We start from the raw sequence: 15,685 nt of genomic DNA, 5'->3' as shown, positions 1-15,685 counted from the left end.
GTTCGGCGGCGGTCCTCATGGTCCGCGGCCCCTCCGGCTCCGTACGTTCGACACACCACCGGCGAAACGGTGCGCGAACGACTCGGATCCGGAAGGACAGACATGGCAGGCGACTGGGCCGTAGAACTGCACGGCGTCCGCAAGCGCTACGGCCGCGGCCGCACCGCCGTCCACGCCCTGCGCGGCATCGACCTCACACTCCGGCACGGCAGTTACACCGCGGTGATGGGCCCCTCGGGCTCCGGGAAGTCCACGTTCCTCCAGTGCGCGGCAGGCCTCGACCGCCCCACGACGGGCGCGGTCCGCCTGGGCGGCACGGAGATCACGGGCATGAAGGAGAACAAGCTCACCGCCCTGCGCCGCACCCGCATCGGCTTCGTCTTTCAGGCCTTCAACCTCCTGCCGTCCCTCACGGTCGAGCAGAACGTCGTCCTCCCGATGCGCCTGGCCGGGCACCGCCCCGACCGCCGCCGCGCCGCCGAGGTGCTGGCCCAGGTCGGCCTGGCGGACAAGGCACGCCGCCGCCCGGGCCAGCTCTCCGGCGGCCAGCAGCAGCGCGTGGCCATCGCCCGCGCCCTGGTCACCCGCCCCGACGTCGTCTTCGCCGACGAACCGACCGGCGCCCTGGACACCACGACGGCCACCGAGATCCTCACCCTCCTCCGCCAGGCGGTGGACACCCACGGCGCCACGGTCGTCATGGTCACCCACGACCCGGCGGCAGCGGCTTGGGCGGACCGCGTCCTGTTCCTTTCGGACGGCGAGATGGTCGACCACTTGGACCGTGACGCGGCCCCGGGCAGCGCTGCCCACAGCCGTGCCCACGCCGACCGCATTGCGGCCCGCATGACCTCCCTGACCACCTCACCCCTGCGCACGGAAGCGGCGGCCTGATGTTCGCCCCCAACGGCCTCGCCCGGGCGGCCTTCCGCTTCCGTCCCGCCGCGTTCGTCGGCACCTTCGTCGCCCTCGTGCTGGCCGCGACCATCGTGTCCGCCTGCGGCATCCTCCTGGAGACGGGAGTGCGCGCCGACGTCCCGCCCCGGCGCTACGCGCACGTCCCCGTCGTGGCCGCCGCCGAGCAACGGGTGGGGAACGCGGACGAGAGTGACGCCGTGCCGGACCGGGCCCGCCTCGACGGCTCCCTGGTCGCGAAGGCCGCCGCCGTACCCGGGGTACGCGCGGCGATCCCCGACATCACCTTCCCGGTGCTCACCTCCGAGGCCACGCTCACCGCCCACGGCTGGGGCTCCACCGCCTTCACCGGCGAGCGCCTCACCGCCGGGCGCGCCCCCGGCCCCGGCGAGGTCGTCCTCGCCCAGGGCCCGCGGGCCTCCGTCGGCGACACCGTCACCCTCACCACTCCGGACGGTCCCCGCGCCTACCGCGTCTCCGGAACCACCGCCGCGAAGGCCGCGAAGGAAACCGTCTGGTTCGCCGACGCCGAAGCGGTCGGTGTCTCCGGCCACCCCCACCGCGTCGACAGCATCGCCGTCCTTCCGGAGCCCGGCATCAGCACCGGGACCCTCGAGTCCCGGGTCGCCCACGCCCTGGGGGCCAAGGCCGAGCTCCACACCGGCGACGGCCGGGGCGCCGTCGAGGACCCCCTCCTCACCGAGGCCAGGGAGGTCCTCACCGGGATCGGCGGCTCGTTCGGCGGCATCGCCACCCTGGTCGCCGTCTTCACCGCGGCCGGTACCGTCGCCCTCGCCGTGGGCCGGCGCGCCCGCGAGTTCGCCCTGCTGCGCGCCATCGGCACCACCCCGCGCCAGGTCCGCCGCACCATCGCCACCGAGGCCCTGCTCGTCGCTCCGGTCGCGGGCGCGCTCGGCTGCCTGCCCGGAATCGCCCTGGCCGCCTGGTGGTTCGGCCGGCTGAAGGACAAGGGCGCCGTCCCGGACGCCGTCGACCTCGCCGTCTCCTGGATCCCGCTCGTGGTCACCGCTGGGACGGTCCTCGTCACCGCCCTGCTCGCCGGATACGTCGCCGCGCACCGCAGTTCGCGCATCAAGCCCGGCCAGGCGCTCAGCGAGGCGTCCGTGGAGCGTCTGCGCCCGGGCTGGATCCGCACCCCGCTCGGCGTGGCGGCAGCGGCCGGCGGCTGTGTGTGCGCGGGCCTGGCAGCGTCGGCGACCGGCGAGGACGCGGCCAACGCCGCCCTCGGCGTCGTCATGCTCTTCATGCTGGCGGTCGCGCTGCTGGGTCCGCTGGTGGCCCGCGCCTGCGCCGCCCTGTTCGGCCTCCCGCTGCGCGGCGCCGGCGCCCCCGCCGCGCTCGCCGCCGCAAACTCCCGCACCAACGCCCGGCGTCTGGCCTCCGCGATCACCCCGATCGTGCTCGCCATTTCGTTCTCCTCCGTCCTCGTCTTCCTGCACACCAGCGAGGACCGGGTCACCGGCGAACAGCAGCGGGCGGGCATCGTCGCCGACCACATCGTCACGGTCGAGCGGGGCGCCCTGCCCCCGGAGGCCCTGCGGAGGGCCGAGCGGACTCCCGGAGTCACCGCCGCCGTAGGCCTGTTGAAGACATCCGTCCTCGTCAGGTCCTCCGGCGTCCTGACACCCGTCTCCGCACAGGGCGTGAGGGGCTCCGCCCGCGCCCTGACCGCCGTACAGGACCTGGACGTCGAGCGAGGACGACTGACCCTGAAACCGGGCGAGGTAGCCCTCGACGCCTCCGTCGCCGGCAACGCGAAGGTCAAGGTCGGCGACCGCGTGCGAGTCCACCTGCCCGACGGCACCAGGGTCACCCCGCTGGTGGTCGCGACGTACGGACGCGGCCTGGGCCTGTCGCAGGTCACCCTGAACCGCGCCGACCTGGCCCGCCACGTCAGCTCGTCCTTCGACTCCGAACTGTGGGTCAAGGGCGGCACGGCGAAGGCACTCGCACCGCTCGGCCGGGTCCGGGCCCGCACCGACTACACGACCGCCACGTCCCTCGACCGCGAGCTCAACGGCTGGGCGAACCGGGTGATGGCGGCCGTGCTCGGCGGCTTCGCGGCCGTCGCGGCCGTCAACACGCTGGTGATGACGGTCCTCGACCGCCGCGGCGAACTCGGCACGCTCCGCCTGCTCGGCTCCACCCGCCGCCAGGTGCTGCGCATGGTCCGCTGGGAAGCCCTCCTGATCGCCGTCGCGGGCATCGCGCTCGGCACGGCGATCGCCCTGGCCACGCTCGTGCCGATGATGAGAGGACTGACGGGCCAGGGACCGTACATACCCCCACTGGTGTACGGCTCGTTCGCGGCCTCGGTCCTCGTCCTCGGCGTGGCCGCGGCGACCCTGCCGGCCCGGGCGGCACTGCGCGGGGAGACACTGGAGCGGTGACCGAGACACCCCGCACCCCGCTGACCCTGGCCCAAGTCGAGGCCACCGCCCGCGCCGCGCACGCCGGCCAGACCGACAAGGCGGGACGGCCCTACGCCGAACACCTGCTGGCCGTGGCCGAGGGAGTACGGGAACGGGGCGGCGACGAGGACCAGATCGCGGCGGCCTGGCTGCACGACGCCGTCGAGGACGACGCCCTCTCGCCCGAATGGCTGCGCGACGCGGCGCTGAGCAGCCGCACGAAGGACATCGTCCTCGCGGTCACCAAGCGGGCCGGGGAGCCGCCCGAGGCGTACGCCGCGCGCATCCTCGCCACCCCGGGCGCGCCGCTGGTGAAGGAGGCGGACCTGGCGCACAACGCGGATCCGGAACGCCTCGCGGTCCTCGACGAGGCCACCCGCACACGACTGACCGAGAAGTACGCACGGATGCGCGCACTTCTCGGTCAGGGAGATGCGATCTGAAAGGCGCCTAGGCGCTGACCTTCTCGCGCTCGCGCCGCTCGGCGCCCTGGCGCTCGCGGGCCAGCTCGGCCGCGTCCCGCTTGAAGGCCCATTCCATCTTCGGCTCCATCGCGAAGCGGAACATGCGCTGCACCGGCTTGGTGCACAGCACCGTCACGACGGCGGCCGCGAGGGCGGTCACGGCGATCTGCCCGGCCGGGTGGTGCATCCAGTCCGGCTCGAACCAGCCCTGGTAGTCGCCGGCCTTCACGAGGAAGCCGTGCAGCAGGTAGCCGTAGAGCGTGCCCGCGCCGAGCGCGGTGAACCACATGTGGCGGCGCGGCACCCAGGCGAAGAAGCAGGCGGTCAGCACCAGGGAGCAGCCGAACATCGCGAGCACCATCACCGGACCGGCCCACCACGGAGCGCCCAGCTCCTGCGCGGCGTCACGGTGGTAGAACCACGCGGTGTTCATGCGCGGCACGGCCCACCAGCTGACGGCCAGGGCGGCGGCGAACACCGGCACCGAGGCGATCCGCACCGAACGGCGGCGCACCATCTGGAAGTGCTCGGGCTTCATCACGAGGCCCAGCACGAAGAACGGCAGGAACTGCAGGACGCGCTGGAGGTCCAGGTCGTCACCGATCGACGGGGTGACGGTCGCCAGCATCGCGAGACCGAGCGCGAGCGGCAGCGGCCAGCGCACCATGTTCCAGATGGGGGTGGTCAGCCGCCAGATGAACAGCGCGACCAGGAACCAGGTGAGGTACCACGGGTCGAGGAGGCTGATGTCCTGCCCCGGGTCGTCGTCGATCCACCGCTTGAAGAGCGGGTAGGCCGTCTCGAAGATGATGTACGGCACCGCCACGCCGGTGATCAGGCGCTTGAGCCGGTCGGGCCGCATGTCGAAACTGCGCGAGAAGTAGCCGGAGATGAGGATGAACGCCGGCATGTGGAACGCGTAGACGACCTGGTACGCGGCCTCGAGTATGCGGCTGTCGCCCTTGAGCGGCTCCCAGGCGTGGCCCATGGCCACCAGCACGATCGCGAGGTACTTCGCGTTGTCGAAGAACGCGTCGCGCTGCTTGCCGTTCTGCTTCTTCTGGGGGCTCTGCGGCGAGCGCGGGCTCGGCACTCCGCCTGCCGGCGACTGTGCCGGGGGAAGTGGCGCCTTGCGGTCGCCGTTCGGTCGCAGCGAGTTCGTCACAGACCCTCCCACCAGGAACTCGGGGAGACGATCCGGGACCTCGCTGCGCTTGCGGGGGACGAGGCAGCGTGGAACATCTGAGGCACCCTAGCCTTCCCTGCGGCTATTCGTAAAACGCCGGACGTGATTCCTGGCTATTCGCTGTGGGTACCCCGGATTTCGGGTAGTTGACGTCACTGTCGGCGTGATGACCAACACATCTTCGGCGCCGAGTTGCGCTCGTCACAGGTGCCCTGCTTGTCGGGATACTTCCGGACTAAGCGGCGCATAAGACCAGCAGGCGACTCCAGCGGAATGTCCGCTTCAGCGCTCTCCGGGAACCTCTCCGCAGGGCTGTTGAGGAGCCTTGGGTAGTAATTCGAATTAGCTGCGAACGCGTTGTGTGGAGACGGAAACGATCCGACCGAATTCCCTGCGCGGGTGGCCCATCGAATTGCCGTACGAGTCCCTGCCGTCGGGTCCCCTCCCGCGCGCGACGTACACAGGCCCGGACGACACCAGGAGGGTCGATGCGTCACCGGCCGCATAGCCCGGCCGCGTTGGTGGCACGATGGTTCTGGCGGGGGTGTGCCGAGGCGCGCCCCCGGGCCGGGAGAGCGGACCGACCGAGGGTGTGATCAGTTGTGGCCATTTCACTGTCTGTGGTGCTGCTGTTGGCGATCATCCTTGTGGTGTTGCTGAGAGGGGGATCCATCAAGGCGGGCCCCGCGATCGTGGCGATCCTCTTCGGCTTCTTCCTCGCCTCGACCGGCATGGCCCCGTCCATCAACCGGTTCCTCAACTCGATAGCGGAGACGGTCAACTCCATCAGCTTCTGACCGGCCGCGGTCGCACCCTCCCGGCCCGGTGCCACGGTCCCGCGGGGCGGGCGGATACCCTCCTCCCGACGGGACAGTGCGTGACGGGGGGAACGTACGGGGATGGCGCTGCGCGATTCTGACCCCGCGGAGGTGGGCGGCTACCGCATCGAGGACCGCCTCGGCTCCGGCGGCATGGGTGTGGTCTACCTGGCCCGCTCGGCCTCCGGCCGCCGCCTCGCCGTCAAGGTGGTGCACGGCCAGTACGCCGACGACGACGAGTTCCGTGCCCGATTCCGCCGCGAGGTGGCCGCGGCCCGCCAGGTCAGCGGTGCCTTCACGGCCCCCGTCGTGGACGCGGACGCCGACGCGTCGCGCCCCTGGATGGCCACGCTCTACATCCCCGGTTCGGACCTCGGCACCCACGTCCGCGAGCACGGCCCGCTCTCCGTGCCCCGGCTGCGTGAACTCGCCGCCGGCCTCGCCGAGGCGCTGCGCGACATCCACCGCGCCGGAGTCGTCCACCGCGATCTGAAGCCGGCCAACGTGATGCTCGCCGAGGACGGCCCCCGCGTCATCGACTTCGGCATCTCCCGCGCCGCCGAGTTCGCCGCCGCCGACGTGCTCACCCAGACCGGCCGCGTCATGGGCACGCCGCCCTTCATGTCGCCGGAGCAGTTCTCCTCCCCGCAGGACGTCGGCCCCGCGGCCGACATCTTCTCCCTCGGCTCGGTCCTCGCCTACGCCGCCACTCGCCGCGGCCCCTTCGACAGCCCGAGCCCCTACGAGACGGCCGTCCGGGTCGTCGAGGGCGAACCGGCCCTCGCGGGCGTACCGGACGAGCTCCTCCCCTTCGTACGCCTCTGCCTGGAGAAGCACCCCAAGTCCCGTGTCACCGCCGACGAGCTCCTGACCCTGCTGCGCGACGGAGACCCGGCCGCCCTGTTCCCGGCCGACGAGGAGCGGAGGATCGTTCCGCCCAGGCGTGACCCCGCGGCCGCGCCGACCCGCGACACCCCGCTCGCCGACCCGCCGCCCGAGCCCGCCCGGCCGCGAGGCAACCGAAGACGCCGCTACCTCCTCGCCGCGGCGGCCGGGACGGCCGTGGCCGCCGTCCTCGCCGCCACCACCGTCCTCCTCGGCGGCGCCCTCTCCCGCGACGGCGAGCCCGGCCCCCCGGCCGCCACCCGCAGCGATCTCCCCGACGGCTGGAAGCCCTGGGCCACCGCCGCGAAGGCCCCCAAGGGCAGCGAGCGCCTCCTGGGTGGCGCCGGCGGCTCCCTCGCGGGCTGCGCGGCCGTCGAGTCGTCCTTGGTGTGTGCCGGCGCCAACCTCATGGCGACCCGCTTCGACCTCGCCGACGGCCGCAACACCTGGGGCCGGTCCGTCGACCCCACGCCCGGCGGTTCCTCCAGCGACGAGGGCGCGCTCATCGGCAGTGACGACGGCCGCGTCTACGCCTACGAGGCCGAGGAGGGGGAGACGGCGGGCGGCGTCCGGCTCGGCTACACGGTGTACGCCCTGGCGGCAGGCACCGGCAAGGAAATCTGGCGGACCCCGACCGGTACCGGCGAGATGGCCACCGCCCCCGACAGCACGCGGAACTCCGCCACGGCCGTCCCCGAGGGCGTCGTCACCTTCTACGGCTCCGCGGGCGACCAGTACGCCCTGCTCGACGCCGAGACCGGCGACGTCCGCTGGAAACGCCCGAAGCCGGACACCCCGGACGCCCCGGCCGACTGCCTGCTGCGCTCCGCGGCCGACCACGCCTACCTCGTCTGCGTGATCGGTCTGACGGAACGAGGAGCCTCCCGCACCACCGTCTCCCAGATCGACCCGGCCACCGGAAAGGCCCGCTGGACCGTCGAGGCGAAGGGCACCCAGTACCTGCTCGGCCAGCACGACGGACGTCTGGTCCTCGCGGACGCCTTCACCACGGACCGCGGTCTGACCCTGATCGACGTCTCCTCGCGCGTGCTCACCGTGCGACCGCTCGCGCAGCCCCGGCCCGATGACGCGCAGGCGTACCTGGTCCGCGGCACGGTCTACTTCACGCGCGACAGCGGCGGCGTCCGCGCGGTCTCGCCCCGTACCGGCCGGACACTGTGGGAATCCAACCCCACCGTGGAGAAGCCGGGGCCGCCGACCGCCTCCGCCACCCATCTGTACGTCGCCTCTCCCAGCGGCCGCCTGGCCGCCCTGGACGCCGGCACCGGCGAGGTCACGGGCACTCTGCCCGGCCGCGACGACGGAGGCAGAACCGACAGCATGCTCGTCACCTCGGGCGCCCCGCTCGTCCTCGTCGGCGACGCCCTGTACGTCCCGTACGGCGTCCGCTCCGTCTACACGGCGGACGTACGCGCCCTCTGAATCCCTGAAGTACCGAAAAAACACCTCGGGCCCGGTTCCGAAGAACCGGGCCCGAGCCGTTCAGAGCGGGCGACGGGAATCGAACCCGCGTAGCTAGTTTGGAAGATCGCGTATGCGGATCGGGGCTGAGCTGGCGAGACGCTGACCTGCGTGTTCCTCGGGCCGTCTCCGGCGTTCCCCGTTGTTCCCCGTCGGGCGCTGCTCGATCGGGCACGCAGAGGGCACGTGCAGCCTTCTCCGGGCCATCAAGGGTTGCGGGGCCCTCCTGCCCGATCGGAACCTAGTCGGCGCTCATGCGGCCGCCTGGGCGCTCCGTCCAACGGTTGAGGGCGTTGCTCCTGTTCGATACAGGCTTTGAGGCCGGGCCTCATCCTTATCAGGTCGATCATGTGGGGTCATGCACGTCGGCCAACTCGCTCTGGGCCTCGCTGGATCGGACCGTCGGTGTTCGGCGCTGACCGCTGCCGTTCGCCCCTGTTGATGTCGGCCGTTGATGTCAGCGACGAGGGGTGCTCTTGACAAACCCAACGCAGAGCCTGTCTCGAAGTCGGGTGTGGGCTTGTGCCAAGATCGCGGGATGCTGCGACTCACCGATTTCATTATCGACTGCCCGGACACGATGAAGCTGGCGGCTTTCTACTCCGAGGTGACGGGCCGTCCGATCAAGGAAGGCAGCTCCGAGAACTGGGCTGGCATCCAGTTCGGCGAGATCGAGCTGGCATTCATCCGGGTGGACGACTACCGCGCGCCGCAGTGGCCCGACAGCGAGCACCCCAAGCAGTTCCACCTCGACTTCGAAGTGGACGAGATCGAGTCCGAGCAGCGCCGCGTCCTCGACCTCGGCGCGACGCTAAAGCAGGACTTCATCGGCCCCAACGGCTACGGCTGGCAGGTCTACACCGACCCGATCGGCCACCCCTTCTGTCTGTGCCGCAACAAGGGCGTCATCTGGACCGACCAGGGCCCGATCTGGCCCAAGCGCGACTAATTAGCCGCCCACTTCCTCACCCACCACTCTCCCCAGCTCCCATCCCGTCCGCCGTCGACCCACACACCATGGAGCGGGCGTGGTTCATGGCGTCCAGGTGGAGCGCGCCACTGTACGAACGACCTGGACGCCATGGGCCGCGTCTGCTCGGCTCTGCCTGGGTCGGCGGTGGACGGGATGGGAGCTCCCCGCGCACGCCACTACGGGCCCGCGGTCGGGAACGGCGCCCCCTCCATCCCGGTGCCGGCCGATCCCCCGCCGGAGGCATTGCCTTGACCGCGGGCCGCTCTCTGCGGTGATCGACTCATGGCCTCCGGCCCTATCCACATGTGGGCGCGCGTCGGCGCAGCGCGGGCGGAGCGGGCCGGAGGCAGGAGCGGCGCCCGGAGCGGAGCCGGGAAGCGCGCCCGGCGGAGCGGAGCGCAGCCGGGGCTTGATGAGGTAGAGAAACCTGTAACAGCTCATGGCCAGTACGGGCCTTGGCGCTGGTCACTCCTCCGTGGTGATCTGGGAGAGATCCGCGCGCGAGGGGGCAAGGTGGAGCCGTTATTCGAGGACTTGGCACGGAATCGGCCGGGCGACGCGGTGCGCCGCAAGATCCGTGAGCTACAGCCGAACCCACTGCTGAGACTGCTTGATCGCTGGCGCACTGAGTCGGAGATCCGTAGTTGGTCAGATGGCCTCACAGGCGAGCGAATCACCGGCAAACGACTGAACAGCCTGCGGGCCCGTGGCTGGTTCGCCCTCCATGCCATCCAGTGGGCGACCGGCGCGGACATTGATCACCTTGCCATCGGCCCGGCTGGCGTCTTCTCCATCAACTCCAAACGCCACCGGGCCAAGTCAGTCTGGTACGGCGACACAGCGATCACGGTGAACGGGGCCGTTCAGCGTCACATCGCAGTCAGTCAGTCCGAGGCACGCCGTGTGTCCCGTGCCCTGTCCCGACACTGCGAATTCGACGTGCCTGTTCGCCCCGTGATCTCCGTGGTGCACGCAGCGAAGCTCACGGTCAAGAACGCGAACCCTCCGGTGCTGGTCCTGGCTGTCGAGCATCTCGACCGGGTCTTGTCGGGCCTGTCGCCGATACTCGACGCCGACCAGGTGGCGCACATCTACGGTGTGGCGAGGGATGCTCGGACCTGGGTTGCCTGATCAGGCGTCGAAGTCGTACTCGAGCACGTACGCGTTGGCGTCAAGGATCATCTCGTTCACCTCGACAGGGCGCCCCTCGTCCGCGAACGCCGTACGGCAGATCATGATCACGGGAGTGCCCGTAGAGAGCTGGAGTCGGCTGGCTTCCTCCTGTGACGGCATCCGGGAGCGGATTTCCTCACGGAAGTGCACGGGCTTGTAGCCAAGCTCCGCCAAGCGGGCGTAGGTGCCGCCGGGCCCGGTGTCCTCCTGCGTGATCGCTGAACCGGCCACTAGGTCGGCAGGCAGGTAAGACGTAGACAGCAGGACCGGCTTGCCGTCCAGCACGAAGCGGCGGCTCCGTACGCAAGCCGAAGCGCTGGCCTCGATGCCGAGTACCTGATTGATCCGATCGGGTGCAGCCTCGTCAGTGACCTGCACCTGGTCGACGACCAGTGCGCGGTCCCCAATGTCCGCCGACCAGATCGAGCGCCCAGAGCCCCACTGGTCTCGGGACAGTCGTTGTATGCCTCGCCGCCTGAGCGGTTTGAAGGAGCGCACGAACACGCCCGCGCCCTTGCGGGACTCGGCCAAGCCCTCGTTCTGGAGCACCCCGAGTGCTTGCCTCGCGGTCATGCGAGCCACGTCATACGTGGCCATGAGGTCGTTCTCACCTGGTAGCCGATCGCCTGGGCCGTATTCGCCGGCCTGGATCGCTTCCCGCAGTTCGTCGGCGATGCGCTGGTACTTCGGCTGGCGTCCGCTGCCCTGGGTGGCCATGTTGATCCCTCCTTTCCTCTCTAGACACCTTAGGGGGAGTCATGTCGGTCGACACAACTGCGGCTCGCCTCAGTAGCCAAGCTGAAACATCTCTAGAGATGCATTGACGTCTCTAGAGATGTGCTGTTCCATGGAGTCATCTCTAGAGAGGTTGCCCACAGGGGGTGGCCTCGGAGACGAGGGGACAGCTATGCCGTCGTTCAAGATCGACACGTCGACCGCCGTGGTATTCGTCGCGACTGCGCCGGAGCCGAAGATGGTCAACAAGAAGACCGGTGAGCGGGCCGTGGACCGGGACAACCCCGCCGTGGGGCTGTCGACCGTGGGTCTGCTGGTCTCGGACGAGGGGGAGGGGAACCTGTACCAGGTCACCGTTCCGGAGACGGGCCTTCCCGAGGGGCTCGCCCCTGGGATGCCGGTACGGGTGGTCGGTCTCAAGGCCCGTGACTGGGAGAACGAGTTCAACGGCCAGAAGCGCCACGGCATCTCGTTCCGTGCGGTCGCGATCACGACGGTGGCCTGATCATGACTGACCTGCCTACCTGGCTGGAGCTGGGAACGGCGGCGGCTGGTGCCGGTGGGATTGGCTACGCCAAGGTCCGTGCCCCGCGCGTGTACTGGTCGCTGATCGGTCTCCCGGTCACCTGGGGCCGGTTCACGTGGTCCTACCGCAACACGATGGAGGTGTGCGGGCTGACGGTGCAGCCGTCCGGCTTCCGTGCCTTCGTCAAGCGCAACGTGGCCCGTAGCGAGGTGCGCCCGGTGCCGCCGAAGGTTCGCCGGGTCCGTCCGATCACCACGGGTCTGCGGGTCACGCTCCGGCTGCCCGCCGGTCTGGAGCCCGCCGACATCGCCGCATCGTCGGAGCGGCTTCGGCACGCCTTCGGGGTCCGGTCGGTGCGGGTCACCGAGACCAAGCCCGGCTTTGTTGAGCTGCGGATGACCGGCTATGACGTGCTCGCCCGGGTCACGCTGCCGCGCAAGGCGCAGCCTCGTGATCTGGTGGTTCCGGTCGCGCTGTGCGAGGACGGCACGGTGTTCGAGCGGGACTACCGCCAGGTGCCCATGGCGCTGACGCTGGGGGCCACGCTGTCGGGTAAGTCCATGTACCAACGGAACCTGATCAAGGGTCTCGCTCAGCTCCCCGTCGCGCTGGTCGGCATCGACTGCAAGCGCGGTGTCGAGCACGGCCGCTACGCGCCGCGCCTGTCGGCACTGGCCACCGACCTGCCTTCGGCCGGGCGCCTGATAGACGCGCTCGTCGCGGAGATGGAAGAGCGCTTCGACCTGCTCTCCCTGTACGGGGTCTCGGACATGTGGGAACTGCCCGCACGCGTCCGGCCCGTGCCCCTGGTCGTGCTGATCGACGAGGTGGCGGAGCTGTTCTTCGTGCTCTCCAAGAAGGATGAGCCGGAGCGTGACCGTGTGGTCATGCAGTTGGTCCGCCTTGGGCAGATGGCCCGTGCGATCGGCATCTACCTGGAGGTGTGCGGACAGCGCTTCGGCTCGGACCAGGGCAAGGGTGCCACCGCTCTGCGTGCTCAGCTCACCGGCCGGGTCGTGCACCGCGTCAACGACAAGGCCAGTGCTGACATGGGCCTGGGCGACATCTCCCCTGAGGCCGTCTTGGCGGCCACGTCCATCCAGGCCGATCGTCCGGGTGTGGCGGTGGCCGGTGACACCTCCGGCGGCTGGTCCCGCATCCGCACCCCCAAGGTCACCCCGAACGAGGCGGCGGCCGTGTGCCGGCAGTTCTCCCACCTGACCCCGGACCTGCCGTTCCTGGCACCGTTCCGCCCGGTCGGCTCGGGGATCGTCCCGCCGATGCCGACGACTCCGCCCCGGGTGCCGCAGCCCGTCACCGAGTAACCCCCTGTTCTCCCCGGTCGGCGCGACCGCCTTCGCGCCAGGTCCCTACCCGAGCCATGCCCGAAGGAGACGCCATGGCCGAACGGAAGACCCGCCGCAAGCCCGCCAAGAAGCCGTGCCCCGACTGCCAGACGGGCCAGATCTCGGAGTCCTTCAAGGTCGGCGGTCGCAGCAAGCGCGTGAGCGACGACCGGCAGGAAGCCCTCTGCCTGACCTGCCTGGGCACCGGCGTCGACCCCAATCCGGATGCGTGAGGGAGCTCCCAGATGCGGTTCTACCTGACGACCCACAAGCGGCACTGGCTCCGCCTGACCGGCGTGCCGCTGTTCCTGAAGTCCGAGCACTTCGACCGCGCCATCAAGTGGGACGAAGCTCAGGGCCCTTACGCCGTCGACTCCGGCGGCTTCATGGAACTGAAAGACAAGGGCACCTGGACCCGCCCGCCCCGGCAGTACGTCGATGACCTGCGCCGCATCTGGGAGCACGTCGGCCCCTATGACTGGGCCGCACAGCAGGACTGGATGTGCGAGGACGCCATCATCCACGGCGGCACCTTCAACGGTCAGCACTTCGTCGGCACCCATCTGAGCGTGATCGAGCACCAGCGCCGCACCGTGGCCAACTTCCTCGAACTGCGCTCGCTCGCCCCTGAGTTGCGGATCATCCCGGTTCTCCAGGGCCGGACCATCCCGGACTACGAACGCTGCCTGGAGATGTTCGAGCGGGCCGGGGTCGACCTGCGCAAGGAACCAACGGTCGGGCTGGGCTCGGTATGCCGGTTGCAGTCCACTCGCGAGGGCGCCGCCATAGTCACCGCCATGGCCGCACACGGGCTGAAGCTGCACGGCTTCGGCTTCAAGACCCTCGGCCTGGCCAAGGTCGGCCATCTGCTTGCCTCCGCCGATTCCGCCGCCTGGAGCTCCCACGCCCGCCGCAGGCCCGCTCTGCCCGACCACACGCACAAGAACTGTGCCAACTGCATCGACTACGCCTTGGGCTGGCGCGACGGGGTCCTTCTCAAGGCCGCGCGGTCCGTCGCACCGGCCACGAGCCCGGGCGCCCCGCACGCGCAACTCCCCCTGTTCTGAACCGAAGGGAGGTGAAGACTGTGCCCCGCTCGCTGCGCCCGGACGCCGTCCTCGTACAAGCCGTGATCGCCGGTGCCCTGTCCTTCGCCCACCTGCACGACCTTGCCGAAGCGGCCGGTCAGACCGGATGGAAGGCCTGGGCCTACCCGGTCTCCGTCGACCTGCTCCTTGTCGCTGCCTGGCGCAGGTTGCGCACCGCACGGCGCGACCGCTCCGCCTGGACCTGGTTCGTCATCGCGCTGACCGCGTCGCTCGGCGCCAACATCGCCACGGCCGGACTGCTCGACCTGACCGACGTGCCTGCCTGGCTGCGGATCCTCGTCGCTGGCTGGCCCGCTCTGGCCTTCCTCGGTGGAACCCTGCTGGTCCACTCGCCCACCGAACCGGCCGCACCTGCACAGCCTGCGGACGAACCGGCCGCGCCGGAAGTCGAGACGCACCGCGTCGACGACCCCGAGCCCGACCCGGCACCGGAGATCACCACACCGGAGCCCGCACCGGCCCTGCCCGAAGCACCCGCCCCGGCGGTGCCCCCTGCGCTGATCGACCACGCACGCAAGCTCGCCACCGACCACCGCACCCGCACCGGCACAGACATCGACACCGCCACCCTGCGCGCCCGGCTCGGTGTCCCTGAGGACCTCGCTGGCGCGATTGTCGCCCAACTCGCTTGAGACACAAGGAGGTTCACCCATGCGTCCGAACCGCTTCTACGACGTGATCCGCATCGGTCCCGTCAAGGTCGGCTCCTTCAACAACGGCCGGGGCCAGACCCGGCACACCGCCGCCTGTACCGCCCCGAAGTGCGGCTTCTCCAATGAATACGGCGACCGCTCGGCGGCCGAACTCGCCGCCCGCACCCACCGCTGCACCGCCTGAGCCGGAGAGACGCCATGCAGTTACCTGAGGACCAGATCAGGGCCGGACACATCCCGGCCGAGCTGTACCGGCAGATCCCGCCCGGCGCCGACGTGCGCAAGGTTGTGATCGTCCAGGAAGCCCCGCGCTCCTACAAGGGGCCGATCGTCATGACCCTGCTGGTCACCGCCGGGTCCGTGGTGGTGCTGCTCGTGCTCGCCTTCGTCGTCCAGGTCATCGCCGCTTCCATCGTCACCGTGCTGTCGGCGACCTGCGGCATCACCTACACGCTCAACCGCGCATCCAAGCACCCGGTCCGCTCCCGGCCTCGCCGGGCCAAGAGCCGTCGTTTCAAGTAGCCCTCCGGGGCGGCCTCTACCGCCAAGTATCCGCCGCCCCGGACGGCCCTGACCGCTTCCAGATCTCTCGACCCGAAAGGGCTCCACTCATCATGCCTTCTCACGCCTCGAACCGTCCGCTCTGCCGTGACTGCGACGGCTTCGCCACCGCCGCCATCACCACCGGCACCCGTCACGCCGACGGCACCCGCGCGACCCTGTGCGTCACCTGCCCGGCCTGCCAGGGCACCGGCCACCGCCGCTCCTCCGCCCCCGCGCGGACCGGGAGGTGACCGGCATGGGCGATCTCACGCCGACCCGGGACCGCCCCGGCCTGCACATCAGCAAGCCCTCCCCGAACGCCCCCGCCCAGGGATCCGCCGTGTGCCACTGCGGCGCGAGCGCCACCGCCACCGGTGACGCCCAGGTCCGCCTCCTGGTCCAGGGCTGGGAGGCCAACCACGGCTCTGCCCACACCAAGGGGTGA

At 70.5% G+C, this 15,685-nt stretch carries 18 protein-coding genes; 16 read left to right on the top strand and 2 right to left on the bottom strand.

Translation table 11 applies throughout. The annotated features are described in order from the left end of the window. The first annotated feature begins 102 nt into the window (after positions 1–102). From AC07DF_RS25280 to AC07DF_RS25270, 3 genes are read left to right on the top strand one after another with little or no spacing between them, the layout of a single operon-like run. Positions 103–894 (top strand): ABC transporter ATP-binding protein, encoded by a 792-nt coding sequence (locus tag AC07DF_RS25280; RefSeq protein WP_478975539.1) that lies wholly within the window; start codon positions 103–105, stop codon positions 892–894. Further along, positions 894–3,326, top strand: coding sequence for an ABC transporter permease (locus tag AC07DF_RS25275; protein ID WP_478975537.1), 2,433 nt, complete (start codon positions 894–896; stop codon positions 3,324–3,326). Before AC07DF_RS25280 ends, AC07DF_RS25275 begins: the two co-directional genes overlap by 1 nt. Next, complete coding sequence (locus tag AC07DF_RS25270) at positions 3,323–3,790, top strand: HD domain-containing protein (protein ID WP_478975534.1); 468 nt, start codon at positions 3,323–3,325, stop codon at positions 3,788–3,790. Before AC07DF_RS25275 ends, AC07DF_RS25270 begins: the two co-directional genes overlap by 4 nt. A 7-nt stretch (positions 3,791–3,797) precedes the next feature. Here the strand turns inward: AC07DF_RS25270 and AC07DF_RS25265 are convergent, their stop codons facing one another. Further along, a complete protein-coding gene (locus AC07DF_RS25265; RefSeq protein ID WP_478975531.1) occupies positions 3,798–4,976 on the bottom strand; it encodes an acyltransferase family protein in 1,179 nt (392 codons plus the stop codon). 623 nt (positions 4,977–5,599) lie between these two features. Between AC07DF_RS25265 and AC07DF_RS25260 the strand changes: the two genes are divergently transcribed. The 4 genes from AC07DF_RS25260 to AC07DF_RS25245 all read left to right on the top strand — a co-directional run bounded on the left by AC07DF_RS25260 (position 5,600) and on the right by AC07DF_RS25245 (position 10,286). After that, positions 5,600–5,794, top strand: coding sequence for a hypothetical protein (locus AC07DF_RS25260; RefSeq protein ID WP_382493725.1), 195 nt, complete (start codon positions 5,600–5,602; stop codon positions 5,792–5,794). Positions 5,795–5,896: 102 nt separating this feature from the next. Further along, positions 5,897–8,143 (top strand): serine/threonine-protein kinase, encoded by a 2,247-nt coding sequence (locus AC07DF_RS25255; protein ID WP_478975528.1) that lies wholly within the window; start codon positions 5,897–5,899, stop codon positions 8,141–8,143. Between the two features lie 577 nt (positions 8,144–8,720). Then, complete coding sequence (locus AC07DF_RS25250) at positions 8,721–9,131, top strand: VOC family protein (RefSeq protein ID WP_478975525.1); 411 nt, start codon at positions 8,721–8,723, stop codon at positions 9,129–9,131. Between the two features lie 537 nt (positions 9,132–9,668). Beyond that, a complete protein-coding gene (locus AC07DF_RS25245) occupies positions 9,669–10,286 on the top strand; it encodes a nuclease-related domain-containing protein (protein WP_478975522.1) in 618 nt (205 codons plus the stop codon). Here AC07DF_RS25245 and AC07DF_RS25240 read toward each other — a convergent pair whose 3' ends face one another. Next, positions 10,287–11,045: a GntR family transcriptional regulator gene (locus AC07DF_RS25240; protein ID WP_478975519.1), complete on the bottom strand. Its 759-nt coding sequence runs from the start codon at positions 11,043–11,045 to the stop codon at positions 10,287–10,289. A gap of 190 nt (positions 11,046–11,235) precedes the next feature. Here AC07DF_RS25240 and AC07DF_RS25235 point away from each other — a divergent pair, with 190 nt between their 5' ends. From AC07DF_RS25235 to AC07DF_RS25195, 9 genes are all read left to right on the top strand, one after another. Continuing rightward, positions 11,236–11,568 (top strand): SCO3933 family regulatory protein, encoded by a 333-nt coding sequence (locus AC07DF_RS25235; RefSeq protein ID WP_215121412.1) that lies wholly within the window; start codon positions 11,236–11,238, stop codon positions 11,566–11,568. A gap of 2 nt (positions 11,569–11,570) precedes the next feature. Continuing rightward, a complete protein-coding gene (locus tag AC07DF_RS25230; protein ID WP_478975515.1) occupies positions 11,571–12,914 on the top strand; it encodes an FtsK/SpoIIIE domain-containing protein in 1,344 nt (447 codons plus the stop codon). Positions 12,915–12,988: 74 nt separating this feature from the next. Continuing rightward, positions 12,989–13,168 carry a hypothetical protein gene (locus AC07DF_RS25225; RefSeq protein ID WP_478975512.1) on the top strand — a complete coding sequence of 60 codons (180 nt, stop codon included), beginning with the start codon at positions 12,989–12,991 and terminating at the stop codon, positions 13,166–13,168. A gap of 12 nt (positions 13,169–13,180) precedes the next feature. Further along, positions 13,181–14,002, top strand: coding sequence for a deazapurine DNA modification protein DpdA family protein (locus AC07DF_RS25220; protein WP_478975510.1), 822 nt, complete (start codon positions 13,181–13,183; stop codon positions 14,000–14,002). Positions 14,003–14,022: 20 nt separating this feature from the next. After that, positions 14,023–14,676, top strand: coding sequence for a DUF2637 domain-containing protein (locus tag AC07DF_RS25215; RefSeq protein WP_478976235.1), 654 nt, complete (start codon positions 14,023–14,025; stop codon positions 14,674–14,676). A gap of 19 nt (positions 14,677–14,695) precedes the next feature. Then, positions 14,696–14,881 (top strand): mobile element transfer protein, encoded by a 186-nt coding sequence (locus AC07DF_RS25210; protein WP_478975507.1) that lies wholly within the window; start codon positions 14,696–14,698, stop codon positions 14,879–14,881. A 14-nt stretch (positions 14,882–14,895) separates the two neighbouring features. Then, positions 14,896–15,219 carry a hypothetical protein gene (locus AC07DF_RS25205; RefSeq protein WP_478975504.1) on the top strand — a complete coding sequence of 108 codons (324 nt, stop codon included), beginning with the start codon at positions 14,896–14,898 and terminating at the stop codon, positions 15,217–15,219. 92 nt (positions 15,220–15,311) lie between these two features. Further along, entirely contained in the window at positions 15,312–15,491 is a 180-nt protein-coding gene (locus tag AC07DF_RS25200) for a hypothetical protein (protein WP_478975501.1), read from the top strand. 5 nt (positions 15,492–15,496) lie between these two features. Next, positions 15,497–15,685 carry a hypothetical protein gene (locus AC07DF_RS25195; protein WP_478975498.1) on the top strand — a complete coding sequence of 63 codons (189 nt, stop codon included), beginning with the start codon at positions 15,497–15,499 and terminating at the stop codon, positions 15,683–15,685.

The organism is Streptomyces sp. NPDC044719, assembly GCF_056433405.1.
This window is presented reverse-complemented; position numbering and strand designations above follow the sequence as displayed.